At 67.4% G+C, this 16,479-nt stretch carries 12 protein-coding genes; 3 read left to right on the top strand and 9 right to left on the bottom strand.

Features of this window, described 5'->3' with window-relative positions; translation table 11 throughout:
- Positions 1–34: 34 nt before the first annotated feature.
- On the top strand, positions 35–1,111 hold the full coding sequence (locus tag AC5P7I_RS11405) for an MBL fold metallo-hydrolase (RefSeq protein ID WP_262087406.1): 1,077 nt from the start codon (positions 35–37) through the stop codon (positions 1,109–1,111).
- 166 nt (positions 1,112–1,277) lie between these two features.
- Positions 1,278–4,397 carry a galactose-binding domain-containing protein gene (locus AC5P7I_RS11400; protein WP_262087404.1) on the top strand — a complete coding sequence of 1,040 codons (3,120 nt, stop codon included), beginning with the start codon at positions 1,278–1,280 and terminating at the stop codon, positions 4,395–4,397.
- Between the two features lie 59 nt (positions 4,398–4,456).
- On the opposite strand, the gene AC5P7I_RS11395 is transcribed toward AC5P7I_RS11400, so the two are convergent.
- From AC5P7I_RS11395 to AC5P7I_RS11355, 9 genes are all read right to left on the bottom strand, one after another.
- A complete protein-coding gene (locus AC5P7I_RS11395) occupies positions 4,457–5,434 on the bottom strand; it encodes an ABC transporter substrate-binding protein (protein ID WP_014646904.1) in 978 nt (325 codons plus the stop codon).
- 16 nt (positions 5,435–5,450) lie between these two features.
- Positions 5,451–7,196 carry an amino acid ABC transporter permease/ATP-binding protein gene (locus AC5P7I_RS11390; protein ID WP_321212198.1) on the bottom strand — a complete coding sequence of 582 codons (1,746 nt, stop codon included), beginning with the start codon at positions 7,194–7,196 and terminating at the stop codon, positions 5,451–5,453.
- Entirely contained in the window at positions 7,193–7,744 is a 552-nt protein-coding gene (locus tag AC5P7I_RS11385; protein WP_014646902.1) for a GNAT family N-acetyltransferase, read from the bottom strand. Before AC5P7I_RS11385 ends, AC5P7I_RS11390 begins: the two co-directional genes overlap by 4 nt.
- Positions 7,741–8,961 carry a M20 aminoacylase family protein gene (locus AC5P7I_RS11380; RefSeq protein ID WP_321212197.1) on the bottom strand — a complete coding sequence of 407 codons (1,221 nt, stop codon included), beginning with the start codon at positions 8,959–8,961 and terminating at the stop codon, positions 7,741–7,743. The genes AC5P7I_RS11385 and AC5P7I_RS11380 overlap by 4 nt, the downstream gene beginning before the upstream one ends.
- A gap of 4 nt (positions 8,962–8,965) precedes the next feature.
- Positions 8,966–10,309, bottom strand: coding sequence for an LLM class flavin-dependent oxidoreductase (locus AC5P7I_RS11375; protein WP_180835531.1), 1,344 nt, complete (start codon positions 10,307–10,309; stop codon positions 8,966–8,968).
- Positions 10,310–10,327: 18 nt separating this feature from the next.
- Entirely contained in the window at positions 10,328–11,305 is a 978-nt protein-coding gene (locus AC5P7I_RS11370) for an MsnO8 family LLM class oxidoreductase (protein WP_069117071.1), read from the bottom strand.
- Positions 11,306–11,319: 14 nt separating this feature from the next.
- The gene (locus tag AC5P7I_RS11365; protein ID WP_032960011.1) at positions 11,320–11,682 is read right to left on the bottom strand and encodes a DUF3088 family protein; all 363 of its coding nucleotides are present in this window, start codon (positions 11,680–11,682) and stop codon (positions 11,320–11,322) included.
- A 157-nt stretch (positions 11,683–11,839) separates the two neighbouring features.
- Positions 11,840–12,421: an FMN reductase gene (gene msuE / locus AC5P7I_RS11360; protein ID WP_032960012.1), complete on the bottom strand. Its 582-nt coding sequence runs from the start codon at positions 12,419–12,421 to the stop codon at positions 11,840–11,842.
- 117 nt (positions 12,422–12,538) lie between these two features.
- Complete coding sequence (locus tag AC5P7I_RS11355) at positions 12,539–15,115, bottom strand: TonB-dependent receptor plug domain-containing protein (protein WP_262087396.1); 2,577 nt, start codon at positions 15,113–15,115, stop codon at positions 12,539–12,541.
- Positions 15,116–15,443: 328 nt separating this feature from the next.
- Here AC5P7I_RS11355 and ftrA point away from each other — a divergent pair, with 328 nt between their 5' ends.
- On the top strand, positions 15,444–16,445 hold the full coding sequence (ftrA, locus tag AC5P7I_RS11350; RefSeq protein WP_014646895.1) for a transcriptional regulator FtrA: 1,002 nt from the start codon (positions 15,444–15,446) through the stop codon (positions 16,443–16,445).
- Positions 16,446–16,479: the final 34 nt, after the last annotated feature.

Here is a 16,479-nt window from a genome sequence, read left to right as displayed (position 1 = left end):
CTACACTGTGCAGTGTACCCAGCGGACGTCACCCATGAAGCGCCTGCTCCTTGTCCTCCTGCTTGGAATCCTCGCCGTGACCGCCTACACCTTCTGCAAGTCCTGGTCCCTCCCCGACTTCCCCGATTCGCCGCAGTACCGCGACGGCAAGTTCCGCAATGCCCTGCCCCGTCCGGCGATGGGCCTGCGCGACGGTGCGGAGATCTGGTGGACGTTCCTGTTCAACAAGCCCAAGGGGACCGTGCCCGCCCACCCGATTCCGGTGAAGCCGCTGGACCGCGCCTCCCTGGATGCTGCGCCGGATCGCAGCCTGTTCCGGCTTGGGCACTCCACGATCCTGCTGAAGCTGCGTGGCCAGTACTGGCTGACCGACCCGGTGTTCTCCGAGCGCGCCTCACCGGTGCAGTGGATGGGGCCGGCGCGCTTCCACGCACCGCCGATCAGCATCGACGAACTGCCGCCCATCGCCGGCGTGATCCTCTCGCACAACCACTATGACCATCTCGACCGTGCCGCGGTAATGCAGCTGGCCGGCAAGACCGCGCGCTTCATCGCACCACTCGGCGTCGGCGACCAGCTGATTGCATGGGGTGTGGACGCCAGCAAGGTGGAACAGCTGGACTGGTGGCAGTCGACTGAAGCCAGTGGCCTGCGCTTGACCGCGACCCCGGGCCAGCACTTCTCCGGCCGCGGGCTGGGTGACAGCGACCGCAGCCTGTGGGCGTCATGGGTGATCCAGGACGGCGACTTCCGCATCTTCTTCAGCGGCGACACCGGCTACTTCGATGGCTTCAAGGCCATCGGCGAGAAGTACGGACCGTTCGACCTGACCATGATCGAGACCGGCGCCTACGATCCGCGCTGGGCGTTCGTGCACATGCAGCCGGAACAGACCCTGCAGGCGCACCTGGACCTGCGCGGCAAGTGGCTGCTGCCGATCCACAACGGCACCTTCGATCTGGCCCTGCACGCATGGCAGCAGCCGTTCGAGCGCATCACGGCATTGGCGGCCGCAAAGACTGTGCCGGTGGCCACGCCGATGATGGGCGAAGCACTGGACATGCAGGCGCCGCAGGCGGGTACGCGATGGTGGGAGACGGTGGAGCTTTAACGGGGGATGCCGTTTGACCTGCCGGAAGCCATGTAGAGCCGAGCCATGCTCGGCTGCGTCAACCACGGAAGCGGCCTGCGGCGCTGCAGTGCGTCATGTAACCGATTACATCCCTTGCTAGCGTAGCGCTCGCCCGATTCCGGTCGAACCTGCGAGGCAGTCCGTAATGACGTTGCGCGCCGAACGCTCCAAGGTCTCCCGCTCAGCTATCCCATGGCGATCTGCCGCCGCCCTGCTGTTGGCCGCCCTGGCCTCCAGCGCACAGGCACAGACCCTCCCCCCGCGCAGCCAATGGCAGGCCAGCAGTTCCTCGCAGCAGGTACCGGCGATGGCGATCGGCCACCTGATCGACGGCGACCCGAAGACCGTGACCGGCGGCGCCTTCAGTCCGGGCCACTGGTTCCAGATCGATCTGGGCGCGCCCACCCTGCTGGCCGGTGCGCGCCTTACCTGGGATGTCTCCAACCCGGAAGGCTATTCACTGCAGACCTCGCTGGACGGCACGCAGTGGCAGACCGCGTACACGATGGCCGATTCGCTGGGCGACGTGGAAACGCTGTACTTCGCGCCGCGGCAGGCACGCTACCTGCGGCTGGCCAGCCCGCAGCGCACCTCCGATTGGGGCGTGTCGATCTTCGAGATGGAGCCACTGGACAGCACGCTCAGCGCACGCATCAGCGGTATCGATGCAACGCAGGCAGCGGCGCTCTGGCAAGGCGGCGGCACCGTCGCGATGCCGGCCGGGGCAAATGGATCCCATACGTTCGAGATCACGCTGCCGCGGGCCCAATCAACGGCTGGCCTGGTCGTCGACTGGGCCGATGGCGCGCGCGGCGCCGCGCGACTGCAGGTGCAGGATGCACAGGGCCGTTGGCAGGACCTCGCACACGATGCACAAGCGGCCAATCATCGACAAAGCTGGCTGGCCGCCACTGCAGCACAACCGTTACGTACATTCCGCCTGAGCGTGGACGGCGCTGCACCGCAGATCGCGCGCCTGCGCCTGCTCGGCCCGAAAGCCGTGATGACGCCGATGAAGCGCTACCAGATCGCTGCCAGCGGCGCGCAGCGCGCGTTGTTCCCGGCGTCGTTGCAGATGCAGCAGACCTATTGGACCGCAGTGGGCGTGCATGCGGGCCGGCAGAAGTCGATCTTCGACGAATACGGCAATCTGGAAGCCTTCAAGGGCGCGCCACTGGTGCAGCCGATCTGGCGAAGTGCTGACGGCCGCGCCGCTGGCGCGGCAGGACAGCCGATACAGCACGCGCTGCGGGATGGCTGGAAGCCGATGCCCTCCGCCACCTGGTCACCGCAACCCGGCCTGGAGCTGCGCAGTGAAGTGTTCGCCATCGAGCGCGATGGCCAGCCGGTAACCTTCCTCCGCCATCGCCTGCACAACACCGGAAAAACCCGGATCGACGGCACACTCAGCCTGGTCGTGCGCCCGATGCAGATGAATCCGCCATGGCAGAACGGCGGGCTGTCACCCATTCGCGATGTGGCGATCGATGGACAGGCTGTGCGCATCAATGGGCGCACGCTGCTGCACTCGCTCACGCCGGTGGCTGCGTCCGGCGCGGCCCCGTTCGGCAGGGATGGCGCAACGGAAATCACCGCGGACATCGCTGCCGGCCAACTGCCTTCCGCGCAACAGGCGCATGATGACCAGGGTCTTGCCTCGGCGGCGTTGGACTACCGCGTCTCGTTGGCGCCGGGAACCAGCGATGCCATCGTGGTCGCGTTCCCGTTGGGCACCGCCGCCGCGGATGCCAATGGCGTGCTGCCCGAAGCGCCTGCGCTGGATCTGGCCACGCTTCCCCGCGATGCCAATGCGGCGTTCGATTCACTGGCCACGCAGGCGTCCGCGGACTGGCAGGCACGGCTGGGCCAGGTCGGCCTGCGCCTGCCCGACCCATCACTGGTGGACATGCTGCGCGCGCAGGCCGCCTACATGCTGATCAACCAGACCGGCCCGGCGATGCAGCCCGGCCCGCGCAACTACAACCGCTCCTTCATCCGCGACGGCATGGCCACCTCGGCCGTGCTGCTGCGCATGGGCGAGGCCAAGGTCGCGCGCGACTACCTGGCCTGGTACAGCGAACACGGCGTACATGCCAACGGCCTGGTCTCGCCGATCCTCAATGACGATGGCAGCGTCAACACCGGCTTCGGTTCGGACATCGAGTACGACAGCCAGGGCCAGTACGTGGCGCTGGTCGCCGACGTTGCACGGCTGGATGGCGGACCCGAGTCGGTGCGTGACTACCTGCCGAAGGTGAAGGCCGCGCTGCACTTCCTGCAGGAACTGCGCGAGCGCACGCTGGTGCCCGGTTACAAGGCTGACCAGCCTGCCCCGGAACGCTTTGCGGGCATCCTTGCACCATCGATCAGCCATGAGGGCTATCCATCACCCACCCACAGCTACTGGGATGACTATTGGGGCCTGAAGGGGTGGCACGACGGCGCGTGGCTGGCCGAGGCGCTGGGCGACCACGAAACCGCCCGTTGGGCGCGCGAGCAGTACAAAGCGCTGTACGACGCATTGCGTGCCTCGATCCGCGCAACGATGGCGTGGAAGGGCATCGACTTCATTCCGTCATCGGCCGATCTTGGCGATGGTGACCCCACGGGCGTGTCGATCGCCCTGGACCCGACCGGCGCGCAGAGCGTGTTGCCGGCAGATGCGTTGCGGACCACCTTCGCCCGCTACCTGGAAGACGTGCGCAAGCGCAGCCAGCCCGGTGCGCTGTATGCCTACACGCCGTACGAGATCCGCAACGTGCTGAGCTATGTGCACCTGGGCCAGCCAGACGTGGCTGACGAGCTGCTGCAGGGCCTGCTTCATGACCGGCGCCCGCTTGAATGGCAGGTACTGGCCGAAGTAGTGCATTCACGGCTGCGCTTCCCGCGCTACCTCGGCGACATGCCGCATACCTGGATCGGCGCCGAATACGGCCGCACCCTGTTCGGCATGCTGATGCGCGAAGACGATGATGCGCTCTCGCTGCTGCCGGGCACACCGCCCTCGTGGGTGGCGGGGGATGGATTGACGGTGGAACGCCTGCCGACGGCGTATGGCACATTGCGGATGCAGGCGCTGCAGCGCGACGGGGTGCTGACGGTGGGGCTTGGCAAAGGGCTGCGCGGCGGAACGGCGGTGAAGGTCTGGTGGCCGGCGCGCACGATGCCGAAGACGGTGCGTGTGGACGGACGCAGCGTTTCCGACTTCGACGCCGAGGGCGTGCGCCTGGCGAAACCGTTCAGAACGCTGGAGGCGCGTTGGTAAAGCAGCCGAGCATGGCTCGGCTCTACAAAAGCGGAGGTCGCGCCGGGCCACGCCCGGTGTCATTGCAACGTCGGCAATCCCGGCGGGTTGGTCTGCGACTGCGGCACGGCTTCCTCGGCCACGTTCCACCGTTTCAGCGCCTGCGCGTAGGTGCCACTGGCGATCTGGGTGTTCAGCGCCTGCGTCACTGCATCAGCCAGGCCGCTGCCCTTGCGCGTGGTCACCGAGATCGCCGCAGCGTTCGGCCAGCCACCGGGGAACAGGCCGACGCGCCGCACCTTACCGTCGCGTGCGGAATAGGCGCCGGTGGCGTTGGGCTCGAACGACACATCGGCACGGCCGGTGATCACCGCCAACCGGCCGACCACGGCGTCATCGAAGTACTGGTACTCCACTGGTTTCAATCCCGCCGCGATGTTCTGCTGGTCCCACTGCCGCAGGATCTGGTCCTGGTTGGTGCTGGCACCCACCACCACCTTCAGCCCGGCCACATCGGCCGGCTTCTCGATCTTCTGGATCGGCCCGTCTGCGCGCGTGTAGATGCCCAGCAGGTCGAAACGGTAGCTGGAGAAATCGAACTTCTTCTTGCGCTCTTCGGTAACCGTCACGTTGGACAGCACCGCATCGTACTTGCCTGATTCCAGACCCAGCGGCCAGTCGGCCCAGGCCACCGGCACGATCACCAGCTTCAGGCCCAGCGCATCGGCGATCAGGCGCGCGATGTCGGGCTCGATGCCCACAACGTCCTTGCTGTCGGCCCCGTAGTCGGCCAGCGGCAGCTGCCCTGGATGGGTGGCCACGGTGAAGGACCCGGGCGTGACGAAGCGATACCCCTTGGGGATCAATGACTGCGCCTCTGGATCGAACGTGCCTTTCAACACCGCCGTGTTCGCACCGGCCAGGCTGGTCGCGGCCACGGTGCCGGCATCCGGTGCCTGCCGCACGCGCGAATAGACGATACCGGTGATGCCGATGACCAGCACGCCCACGATCAACAGGGTGCTGCGTGAGGGACGACGCGGTGCTGCAGGGCTCATGGTGTTCCTTTCTCGGTTACAGGGTCTTGGCCAGGAAATCGGCGGTGCGCTGCTGGCGCGGGCGTTCGAACAGCACCTCGGGCGTGCCCTGCTCGATCACCCGGCCCTGGTCCATCATCACCACGTGGTCGGCCACGCGGCGGGCGAAGCTCAGCTCATGGGTGACGATCACCAGCGTGGTGCCGGAGCGGGCCAGCTCCTCGATCACGCTCAGCACCTCGGCCACCAGTTCCGGGTCCAGCGCCGACGTCGGTTCGTCGAACAGCAGCACCTTCGGCTGCAGGGCCAGCGCGCGGGCAATTGCGATGCGCTGCTGCTGGCCACCGGACAGCTGGCGCGGGAAGGCATCGGCCTTGTCGGCCAGGCCGACCCGTTCCAGCAGCGTGCGCGCCTGCTGCTCAGCCTGCGCGCGCGGCACGCCACGCACCGCGATCGGTGCCTCGATGATGTTCTCCAGCGCGGTCAGGTGCGGGAACAGGTTGAAGCCCTGGAACACCATGCCCACTTCCGCACGGCGGCGTCGGATCTCGCGCTCGGGCAGCTCGTACAGGGTGTCGCCCTCGCGGCGGTAGCCGATCAGCTGGCCGCCGACAGTCACGTAACCGCCGTCGGCGCGTTCCAGGTGGTTGATCAGCCGCAGCAGCGTGGACTTGCCGGCGCCCGAAGGGCCGATCAGCACGGTCACGCTGCCGGCGCGCAGGTCCAGGTTCACGTCTTCCAGCACCGGCTGGTCGCCAAACACCTTGCCTACGCCATGCAGCGACACCGCCGCGCCCTCGCCCGCTTCAACCTGGGGGGCGATACGCGGGCGGCTTGCTACGCGCGGTGCGGCTTCGCTCTGCACACGCGGGGGCGATGACACCCGCGACACCGAGCGCTCGCGCTGCAGCTGGCCGCGCGCGAAGCGTTGCTCCACGCGCCGCTGCAACAGCGACAGCACGGTAAGTATCACCAGGTACCAGACCGTGGCCACCATCAGCAGCGGCACCACTTCCAGATTGCGGCGGTAGATCACCTGCACGGTGTAGAACAGCTCCGGCAGCGCCAGCACGTAGACCACCGAGGTGCTCTTGGCCAGGCCGATCACATCGTTGAACGCGGCCGGCAGGATCGAACGCATCGCCTGCGGCAGGATGATGCGGCGCACCTGGCGGCCACGCGGCAGGCCAAGTGCCGCTGCCGCCTCGTACTGGCCATGGTCGACCGAGAGGATGCCACCGCGGATCACTTCGGCCGAGAACGCGGCCTGATTCAAGGTGAGGCCGAGCACTGCGGCGGTGAACACGCCGATCAGCTGCGTGGTCGGGTACGAGAACAGGCTGATGCCGGTGAACGGCACGCCCAGTTCGATGGTGCTGTACAGGTAGCCCAGGTTGTTCAGCAGCAGCAACAGCACCAGCAGCGGGATCGAACGGAACAGCCATACATAGCCCCACGACACCGCCGAGAGCAGCGGCGAGCCGGACACCCGGGCCAACGCCAGCATGGTGCCCAGCGCGAAACCGAGACCAGTACCGAGTGCGGTCAGCAGCAGCGTGCGACCCAGGCCTTCCAGCACCGGGCGCGCGAAGAACCACTCGGCGAACGTGCCCCAGCCCCAGCGCGGATTGCCCAGCACCGATTGCAGCCCGATCAGGATCAACGCCAACGCCAGAAGGGTTCCGACCACCTGCAGCGGATGCCGGGCCGGCACGATCTTCAACGCCGGTGCTGGCGCGGGGGGTGCGGCAATGCCATCCAGCGCAGTCGAAGGCGTGCTCATGCGTGGGCTCCGTGCAGCACGGTCTGCGACGGCGAAAGCACTGGCGCCGGCGCACGTAGATGCTTCTCGAACGGCAGATGCGCGATGGTTTCCGGGTCGGCCTGCAGGTCGAACAGCGCGGTATAGCCGTGGCTGAGGTACAGGCCGACGGCTTCAGGCTGGCGGAAGCCGGTGGTCAGGAACACCCGACGGTACCCTTGCCGCGCCGCCTGGTCTTCCAGTTCCTGAAGCACGCGACGCGCGATGCCCTGCCTGCGCAGCCCGGGCAGCGTCCAGATGCGTTTGAATTCGGCGGTGTCCGGATCGCGGTGCGGCATGAAGGCGCCGCCGGAGATCGCCACACCATCGCGCAGCAGCAGCACGAACGCGCCTACCGGCGCCGCGAAGGCCTGCGCCGGATAGCGTTGCAGCTCCTCGCGGGCGCTGCCGCCGATGCGTCGGCGCACGTCGGCGTAACGGCTGTCGTACTCCTGCTCCAGGCCATCGAACAGCGGCCGCGCCAGCGGATCATCCACCGACGTATAGAGGAAGCGTTCGTTGCTGCTCATGCCACGTCCTTCACCAGATAGTCTTCGGCCAGCCGAGCCCACAGGCTGGCAGCGGGTGCAATGGCGGCGTCGTTGAACACATAGCGCGGGCTGTGCAACGGTGCGCTGTCGCCGTTGCCGACGAACACGAAACTCCCGGGCCGTGCCTGCAACAGGAAAGCGAAGTCCTCGCTGGCGGTGCGCGGCGCGAACTCCGGCACCACCTGTTCGTGGCCGAAGCCCTGTATGGCCACGTCGCGGATGTAGGCGGTCTGCTGCGGGTGGTTGATCACGCTGGGGAAGCCACGCGGGAACTCGATTTCGGCGCGTGCCCCGAAAGCGGCAGCGGTCTGCTCGGCAATCCCGGTCACCCGGCGGCGCAGCGTGTCGCGCACCTCGGGCAGGTAGGCGCGCACGGTCAGCTTCAGCTCGACCACGTCCGGAATCACATTGGCGGCCTGCCCACCGTGGATCGAACCGACGGTGACCACGCCCATCTGCCGCGGGTCGACATTGCGCGACACCACACTCTGCAATGCAGTGATGATGTGCGCGGCGACCAGGATCGGATCCACGCTGCCCTGCGGCTCGGCACCGTGGCCGCCCTTGCCGATCACCTTCAGCCGCGCCCAGTCGACCGACGCCATCGCCGGGCCGTCGACGAAGCCGAAGTGGCCGACCGGTACGCCGGGCCAGTTGTGCAGCCCATAGATCGCATCCACCGGGAAGCGCTCGAACAGGCCGTCGGCAATCATCTTCGATGCACCCGAGCCGGTTTCCTCGGCTGGCTGGAACACCAGCTGCAAGGTGCCGTCGATAGTGCCGTGATGGGCCAGGTAATGCGCGGCGGACAACAGGATGGCGGTGTGACCATCATGGCCGCAGGCATGCATCAGGCCGTCGGTCTGGCTGGCGTAGGCCAGCCCCGAGTCTTCGTGGATCGGCAAGGCATCGATGTCCGCACGCAGCCCCAGCCGACGGCTGCCCTGCCCACGCTGCAATGTGCCGACCACGCCGGTGCCGCCAAGACCGGTGGTCACCTCATAGCCCCACTGCTGCAGCAACTCGGCCACACGGGCGCTGGTGCGGTGCTCCTCGAAGGCCAGCTCCGGGTGGCGGTGCAGGTCACGGCGGATCGCGATGGTGGCCTCGGCGCGTGCCGCGATCTCGGGCAATACGCCCGTCGTTTGGGAATCCCGCCGGGCATGGCCCGGTGCTGCCGCAGTGTCTCCGCTCATTGCCCTACCCCGCCTTCCGCGCCGGCTCGGCATCGGTCGAATGGCGGCTGGCCTTGTACGGCAGGCCCAGATGCTCGCGCAGGGTCTGCCCTCCCAGCTCGCGCTGGTGGTAGCCGCGCGCCTGCAGGATCGGCAGCACCTGGGTCACGAAATCGTCCAGGCCTTCGCGCTGTGCCGCAAAACCGAGGATGAAGCCGTCGCTGGCACCGGCATCGAACCAGCGGATCAGCTCATCGGCCACGCGCTCCGGCGTACCGATGAAGTTCGGTCGTGGACTCACGGCTTCCAGTGCCACCTGGCGCAGGCTCAGCCCCTTCTCCCGCGCATCCTGCTTGATGCGATCGGTGGTGGAACGGAACGAGTTGCTGCCGATCTCACCCAGCTCCGGGAACGGCGCGTCCGGATCGTACTGGCTGAAATCGTGGTGATCGAAGAAGCGTCCCAGGTACGCCAGTGCATCCTCCAGCGTGGCCAGTGCGGCGATTGCCTGGTACTTGGCTTCGGCCTGCTCTGCGGTACGGCCGACGATGGGGCCGATGCCCGGGAAGATCTTCACGTCGTTGCCGCTGCGGCCATGCGCGATCGCCGAGTTCTTCACCTTCTGGGTGAACGCGCGGGTTTCTTCCAGCGACGGCGAATGGGTGAACACCGCATCGGCGTACTTGCCGGCCAGCGCGATGCCATCGTCGGACGAACCGGCCTGGAAGATCACCGGCTGGCCCTGTGGCGAACGCTGGATGTTGAGCGGGCCTTCCACCTGGAAGAAGCGGCCCTTGTGGTCGAGGCGGCGGAACTTTTCCGGCGCGAAGAACGTACCGCTGTCGCGCTCGCGCACGAAGGCATCGTCATCCCAGGAATCCCACAGCCCCTGCACCACCTCCAGGTACTCGTCGGCGATCTGGTAGCGCAGTGCATGCTCGGGATGTGGGCGGCCATAATTGCGACCCGAGCCCTCCAACGGCGACGTCACCACGTTCCAGCCGGCGCGGCCGCCGCTGAGCAGATCCAGCGAGGCGAACTGGCGGGCGACGGTGAATGGGTCGCTGTAGGAGGTGGACAGCGTACCGGCCAAGCCGATCTTCTTCGTCGCCGTAGCGAGCGCCGACAGCAGCGAGATCGGCTCGAAACGGTTGAGGAAATGCGGGATCGACTTCTCGTTGATATACAACCCGTCGGCCACGAAGCCGAAGGCGATGCCGTTGTCTTCGGCGGTGCGCGCGATGTCGATGTAGAACTGCAGGTTGACGCTGGCATCGGCCGGGTTGGACGGGTGCTTCCAGGCATGCATGTGGCTGCCGGGGCCCTGCAGCATGATGCCGAACGGAATGTGGCGCGGGGTCGTGCTCATGGGAAACGCTCCTGCAGGTCAGGCCACCGCCGCGCGCGGCGCGGGCGACAGCAGTTCAAGGGATGTCAGGCGTGCGTCGAGGTCGGCCACCGGCGCATCGAGGATGAACTCGCCCACGCCGAAACGCCGGTGCAGCGCATCCAGTTCGCCGCGCACGTGCTGCGCATCGCCGGACAGCACGCTGGGGCGCGTTTCCTCGATGCGGAAGTCGGCCACGCCCACCTGGCGCGCGTACTCGACAGCCGCCTCCGGGCTGGGCAGGTTCACCGCCTGCCCGGGACCGAGGTGCAGCTTGTAGACCCGCAGCGCACCGATGTGACGCGCTGCGGCTTCAGCAGTCGGTGCGGCGAAGGCCACTGTGGCCAGCAGCGGTGGCTGCGAGGCGACGCTGCGATAGGCGTCGAACGCGGCCTCGATGTGCTTCGGGTCACCATCGAAGTGCGCGGCGTAGACGAAGCGCCAGCCCAGTTCGGCCGCCTGCTTTGCGCTCTGTGGACTTGCGCCGAGCAGGAAACGCTCCGGCGCCTGCTGCGGAACCGGCCGCGCCAGCGCCTCGCTTTCGGCGCCGGCCAGATAACCCTCCAGGTCGCGCAGTTGCTGGTCGAAGTCGGCGAACGGCGGACGCCCGGCTGCCAGCGCGGCGGTCGAGGCCGGCAGGCCCCCGGGGGCCTTGCCCACGCCCAGATCGACGCGCCCCGGCGCCAGCGCCGCCAGCAGGTTGAAGTTCTCCGCCACCTTGTACGGCGCGTAGTGGCGCAGCATCACCCCGCCACTGCCGATGCGGATGCGCCGGGTCTGCGCCAGCACCCAGGCCGCCAGCACTTCCGGTGCAGGGCTGGCCAACGTCGGTGCGGCATGGTGCTCGGCAAACCAGTAGCGGTGATAGCCCAGCTGTTCGGCGCGCTGCGCCAGCTGCAGGCTGTTGCGCAGCGCCTGCTCCGGCGAAGCGCCCTCGGCCACCGGGCTCTTGTCCAGCACGCTGATCTGATAGCTCACGGTCGCGTCCTCGCTCAGGGGTGGGCCACGGGAATGCCGAGCAATCCGTTCAGTGCGGCCAGGATCGGTTCGGCACCGGAGATGTACTGCCGGTCCTGGTGCGCGCCACTGGCCAGGTCGCTGCGTACGCCCTGCGGCAGCACCAGCTTGGGCAACGACTGGTCCTGCTCGCCGATCTCGGCGATCACCTCGCGGCGCGGCCGCGCGAAGCCGATGCGACGTACGTCCAGCTGCGCATCAAGGCCGTCGATGCTCGACAGTGCACCTTCCAGCAACAGGCTGTGCCGGCAGAAGAAGCGCTGGCCGGGAATCTGGCCGTCCTCGAACTCGCGATCGAGCAGGAACAGGATGGGTTTGCTTGCTGCGTCGAGCGTCACTGGGGGGGTCCTCATCTGGGCCGGCAATGCGATGCCGCTTCGATATCGATGCTAGAGATGCCGGCGGCTGCGGCAGCGACGCCTGGCGACAATCGGCGGTCAGATCCGGCCATGCAGATGCAGCGTGGCCATAAGCAAAGCGCCGCCGGTTATGGCGTCAGGCGATGCGTCGCAGCGGCGCCGCTACCGCCAGCGCCTGCGTCGCCAGGTGGCCGGCCGCACGCTCGGCTGCCAGCGCGATGCGTGCCTGCAAGGCAGCACTGTTGATGTGCTCGCCGTCGAAGTCGGCAGGCGTGGCGTACACCCCGATCGGCAGCGTGTGCGCCTGCAGGAAACTGAACAACGGCCGCAACTGGTGGTCGATCACCAGCGCATGGCGCTCGCTGCCACCGGTCGCTGCCAGCAGCACCGGCGTATCCACCAGCGCCTCCAGCCCGACGAAGTCGACCAGGTGCTTGAACAACCCGGGATACGAGCCGCGATAGACCGGCGCGGCCACCACCAGCAGCTCTGCGGCCTCGATGCTCTGCAGCGCCTGCTCCACCTCCGGCCCCGCCTCATCGCGCGACAACGACTGGCCCAGCGAGCGCGCGATCGGCGCCAGCTCCACCAGCTCCACGCTGGCATGCACGCGTTGCTGCAGCGACGCCAGCAGATGTCGCACCAGCAGCAACGTGCGCGATGTCGCCGAACTGGTCGGCGACCCCACCAATGCAACCACCTTCAATGCAGAAGACATGAACTGCTCCTCGATAATGCCGAACTACCTCCGGCCGCCCTTCGTCTTTTGTAGAGCCGAGCCATGCTCGGCTGCTTCCCGCCTTTGTAGAGCCGAGCCATGCTCGGCTGCCCCAGATCAGAACCGGTAACTGATCCGCCCATACCAATACGCCCCGACGTTGCCCAACACGTCGCCGCTGTCCCACGTCGTCTCGATGCTCGCCACATCGGTGGCACTGCGCGCATACGCGGGCACCTTGCGCGTGCGCTTGTCGAACACATTGTTGATCCCCAGCGCCGCGCTCCAGCCCGCCCCCAGCTCCACGCCGCCGGACAGGTTGGTTACCAGCACCGGCGGCTGCTTGTACTCCACGCCGTTGTTCAGGCGCTTGATCGGGCCGTAGTAGGTGAAATCGACGTTCGAGCGCCAGCGCCCGTTCTGCCAGCCCAGCCCGGCTACCTGGGTGTAGCTGGGCGTGCGGAAGCGCAGCGCGTATTCGCTGCTCTTGGTCAGCAGGTTGATGTTCGGCAGCCCCTGCAGCGCCGCCGGAATGTCGCTCACCTTCTGAATGGTGGTACGGCCGACGTTGGCCGCGTAGCTCCAGCGCAGCTTGCCCCACGCAGTGTCCTGGTTGGCTTCCAGGGTCAGCTCGACACCGCGCGTGCGGGTATTGCCCACATTGGTGAAGTAGCTGGCGTAGAACGCATCACCCGGCAGGATGCTGATGCCGGCGGAACCCAGCAGCGCATCGATGGTGTTCTTCTGCGCCGCGCTCAGCACCGTACCGCTGTTGTCGGTGATGCGCGCCGGATCCTGCGCGTTGTAGCCGATCTGGCTGGACTGGCCCAGCTGGCCACGGATGTCGATCTGGTACGCATCCACGGCCAGATGGAATGCAGGGCTCGGGTCCCAGGTCACGCCCAGGCTGTAGTTGGTGGCTTTCTCGGGCTTCAGCGGCGTGGCACCCAGCGCAACCGCCGCCGGTGAAGACACCTGCGCCACCAGCGTGGTCCCGCACGGGCAGCTGCCCGTGGCCTGGTAGAACTGTGCGCCCAGGCTGGGCGCATGGAAGCCGTTGCTGACCGTCGCGCGTACACCCAACGCGTCGGTGAAGTCGAAGCGCGTGGTCAGGCGGCCAGTGGACACGCTGCCGAAGTCGGAATGATCTTCCCAGCGCGCCGCGGCATCCAGATACCAGCGCGAGGTGATGTTGCTGGCCGCGCCCACATAGACCGCCTTGCTGTTGCGCGTCGCCTTCACCGCATCGGCGGTGGAGTAGCCCACGAACGCCGCGGCACCGAAGCCGGTGTACGACTCCCACTGCCCGGCCCCGCGTTCGTACTGTTCGTGCTGGTACTCGGCGCCTGCGCTCACTTCCAGCGGCGACGCAAAGGCCGCCACCTCGAAGCCACGGCGCAGGTCGAGGTTGGCGATCCCCTGCTGGTAGTCCAGCTTGCCGTCATAGAAGTCAGTGGGCGAACCGGGATACGGCAGCGAGTAATTCACCGAATTGCGGGTATAGGTGCGCACCGTGCTGCGGTTGCCGGTCAGGCTGGCGTCGTAATCCCAGCCCGCGATCTGCCCCTTCACGCCCGCAGTGCCGGTGTACTGCTTTTCCTTGGTCTCCAGCACCGGCAGGAAGCCATCGGGAAACACGCTCAGCACGCCGGGTGCCTTGTAGGTGGTGAAGATGGTCGCCGGCAGGCGGAAGTTCTGGATCGCCTGCGCGGTGCGGTCACTGGCCGTGGCGTTGGCGTAGAACTGCGCGCTCTCGCCCAGGCCATGGCCTGCATTCACTGCGAAAGCCTTCAACGCGTACGACGGCGAACTGAGGATGGTGTTGGCCTCGGCATCGCGGTTGGCCTCGGCCGGGTTCGGCGATGCACCCGTCGGCAAGCGATTGTTCGGGCGCAGTGCGACCCGGTTGCCGTTGGCATCTACTGCCGGATAGCTCAGGTAGCCATCGATGTAGCGACGGGTGCGGATCGCGTGGTGCTGCCGCGTGTTCTCGCCGGACAGGTTGACGAAGCCATCCTGGCCCCACGGCAGGCCGACATTGGCGCGCACGCTGGTACGCGAACCATCACCATCGATGCTCTGCCCGCTCTCCACCGACACATCGCCACCGTGCGCCTGCGATTTCAGGATCACGTTGACCACGCCGGTGATCGCGTCCGAGCCATAGATGGCCGACGCACCATCGCGCAGCACTTCCACGTGGTCGATGGCCGAGACCGGAATCAACGCCAGGTCGGCCCAGGCGTGGCCCGGAAAGCCACCACCGTTTGCGCCACTCACGTAAGCGCTGGCATTGCGGCGCTTGCCGTTCACCAGCACCAGCGTGTAGCCCGGCGACAGGTTGCGCAGCTGGTAGCCACGGATCAGGCTCTCCTGGTCGCTCTGGTAGCCGCCGATCTGGCTCAGCGACGGCAGGCTGCGCTGCAGCGCTTCCAGCAGGTTGCCCTGCCCGGTCGCGGCGAGGTCCTCTGCAGAGATCACATCGATGGGCGTGGAACTGTTCTTCACCGTGCGCGTGCTGGTGCGTGAGCCGGTGACCACCACCGCATCCAGCGTGGACGCTGCCACGTTGGCTGTCGCGGCGGTGGCAGCAGGATCTGCGTCTGCTTCAGCCGCATGGCTGGGCGAGGCGGCAAGGATGGCTGTGATCAGAACAGCGAGAGTGCTCAGGACAGGGGCGTGGGCGGCAGGCATGGGGGCTCGTGGGGGGGCCGGAAACACGCTTCCATTCAAGGGCCTGTTCACCTGGTGCGACAGGCGCGATCGCGTCACCCAGCCGTAACATCCGGCCACCCACATGACCGCTGGTAATGACGTTAGGCGGCGCACACGCACAGGGTCCCCCACGGAGTCGGATCCCTTTCCATAGGAAAGGGCTCTGACCCCACGCACGCCTCCCCACCACGGGGTCAGAGCCCTTCCTGCGGAAGGGATCCGACCCCGGTTCCCATATGCCCGCCCGGCATCACCTCATGCCCGCGCATCACGCAACGCCACGCACCGCCACCCGTAGCATCAAGCCATGCCCAGCCCACCCGCCGATCCCACCGCGCCGCTCGTTGCCATCGTCGCCTGCCACGGCCAGGGGCTGTTCGAGTTCGGCTGCGCGGTTGGCCTGTTCGCGCCGGTGCGGCCGGAACTCGGCGTGGCCTGGTACCGCACCCAGCTGTGCGCGGGCGAACCCGGTGCGCTGCGCATGCTCGGCAATGCGCAGGTGCAGCTTCCCTACGATCTCAGCGCGGTTGATGACGCCGACATCATCGTCATTCCCGGTTGGCGCGAACCCAGCGAGCGCCCACCGCAGGCACTGCTCGATGCACTGATCCGTGCCCACGCACGTGGCGCGCGCATCGCCTCGATCTGCTCCGGTGCCTTCGTGCTGGCCTGGGCCGGGCTGCTCGATGGCCGCCAGGCCACCACCCACTGGCGCCTCACCGAAGCGCTGGCACGCGAGTTCCCACGCATCGATGTGCGCGAGGATGCGCTGTACGTGGATACCGGCAGCATCATCACTTCGGCCGGCTCGGCCACCGGCATGGACATGATGCTGCACATGGTGCGCAAGGATTACGGCGCGCGCGTGGCCAACCTGGTGGCCGAACGGCTGGTCCTGGCACCGTGGCGTGATGCCGGGCGCAGCCAGCGCGTCAGCCGCGCCATTCCCCACGGCGAGCCCACCCGCTTGGCAAAGCTGATGGAATGGATGCGCCGCAACCTGCGCGAGCCCCACTCGCTGGGCAGCCTCGCCGAGCAGGCCGCGCTCAGCCAACGCACGCTGCAGCGGCAGTTCCTGGACGCCACCGGCCTGTCGCCGATCGACTGGCTGATCCGCGAGCGCGTGGCTTTCGCGCGCGAGCTGCTGGAAACCACTGACCGGCCGCTGCAGTGGATTGCAGAACAGGCCGGCTTTGGTTCGCAGGAATCGTTCCGTCGGCACTTCCGCGGTCAGGTCGACGCGAGCCCTACCGAGTACCGCAGCCAGCATCGCGGCGGTCTCGGTGCCGACCGGTTGGTGGGCTGTTGATCCAGTGCGCGGAGCCAATCGCGGCGTGAGCAAA

Source organism: Stenotrophomonas sp. YJH_SMC_138 (assembly GCF_059369855.1).
Note: the sequence above shows the minus strand (reverse complement) of the source record. Positions and strands in the feature narration are given on the sequence as shown.

Coding starts and splice junctions, on each gene's coding strand:
- AC5P7I_RS11375 (WP_180835531.1), bottom strand. CDS start 10,309: ATGAGCACGACCCCGCGCCACATTCCGTTCGGCATCATGCTGCAGGGC.
- AC5P7I_RS11390 (WP_321212198.1), bottom strand. CDS start 7,196: ATGAGCACGCCTTCGACTGCGCTGGATGGCATTGCCGCACCCCCCGCG.
- ftrA (WP_014646895.1), top strand. CDS start 15,444: ATGCCCAGCCCACCCGCCGATCCCACCGCGCCGCTCGTTGCCATCGTC.
- AC5P7I_RS11385 (WP_014646902.1), bottom strand. CDS start 7,744: ATGAGCAGCAACGAACGCTTCCTCTATACGTCGGTGGATGATCCGCTG.
- AC5P7I_RS11355 (WP_262087396.1), bottom strand. CDS start 15,115: ATGCCTGCCGCCCACGCCCCTGTCCTGAGCACTCTCGCTGTTCTGATC.
- AC5P7I_RS11395 (WP_014646904.1), bottom strand. CDS start 5,434: ATGAGCCCTGCAGCACCGCGTCGTCCCTCACGCAGCACCCTGTTGATC.
- AC5P7I_RS11400 (WP_262087404.1), top strand. CDS start 1,278: ATGACGTTGCGCGCCGAACGCTCCAAGGTCTCCCGCTCAGCTATCCCA.
- msuE (WP_032960012.1), bottom strand. CDS start 12,421: ATGTCTTCTGCATTGAAGGTGGTTGCATTGGTGGGGTCGCCGACCAGT.
- AC5P7I_RS11380 (WP_321212197.1), bottom strand. CDS start 8,961: ATGAGCGGAGACACTGCGGCAGCACCGGGCCATGCCCGGCGGGATTCC.
- AC5P7I_RS11405 (WP_262087406.1), top strand. CDS start 35: ATGAAGCGCCTGCTCCTTGTCCTCCTGCTTGGAATCCTCGCCGTGACC.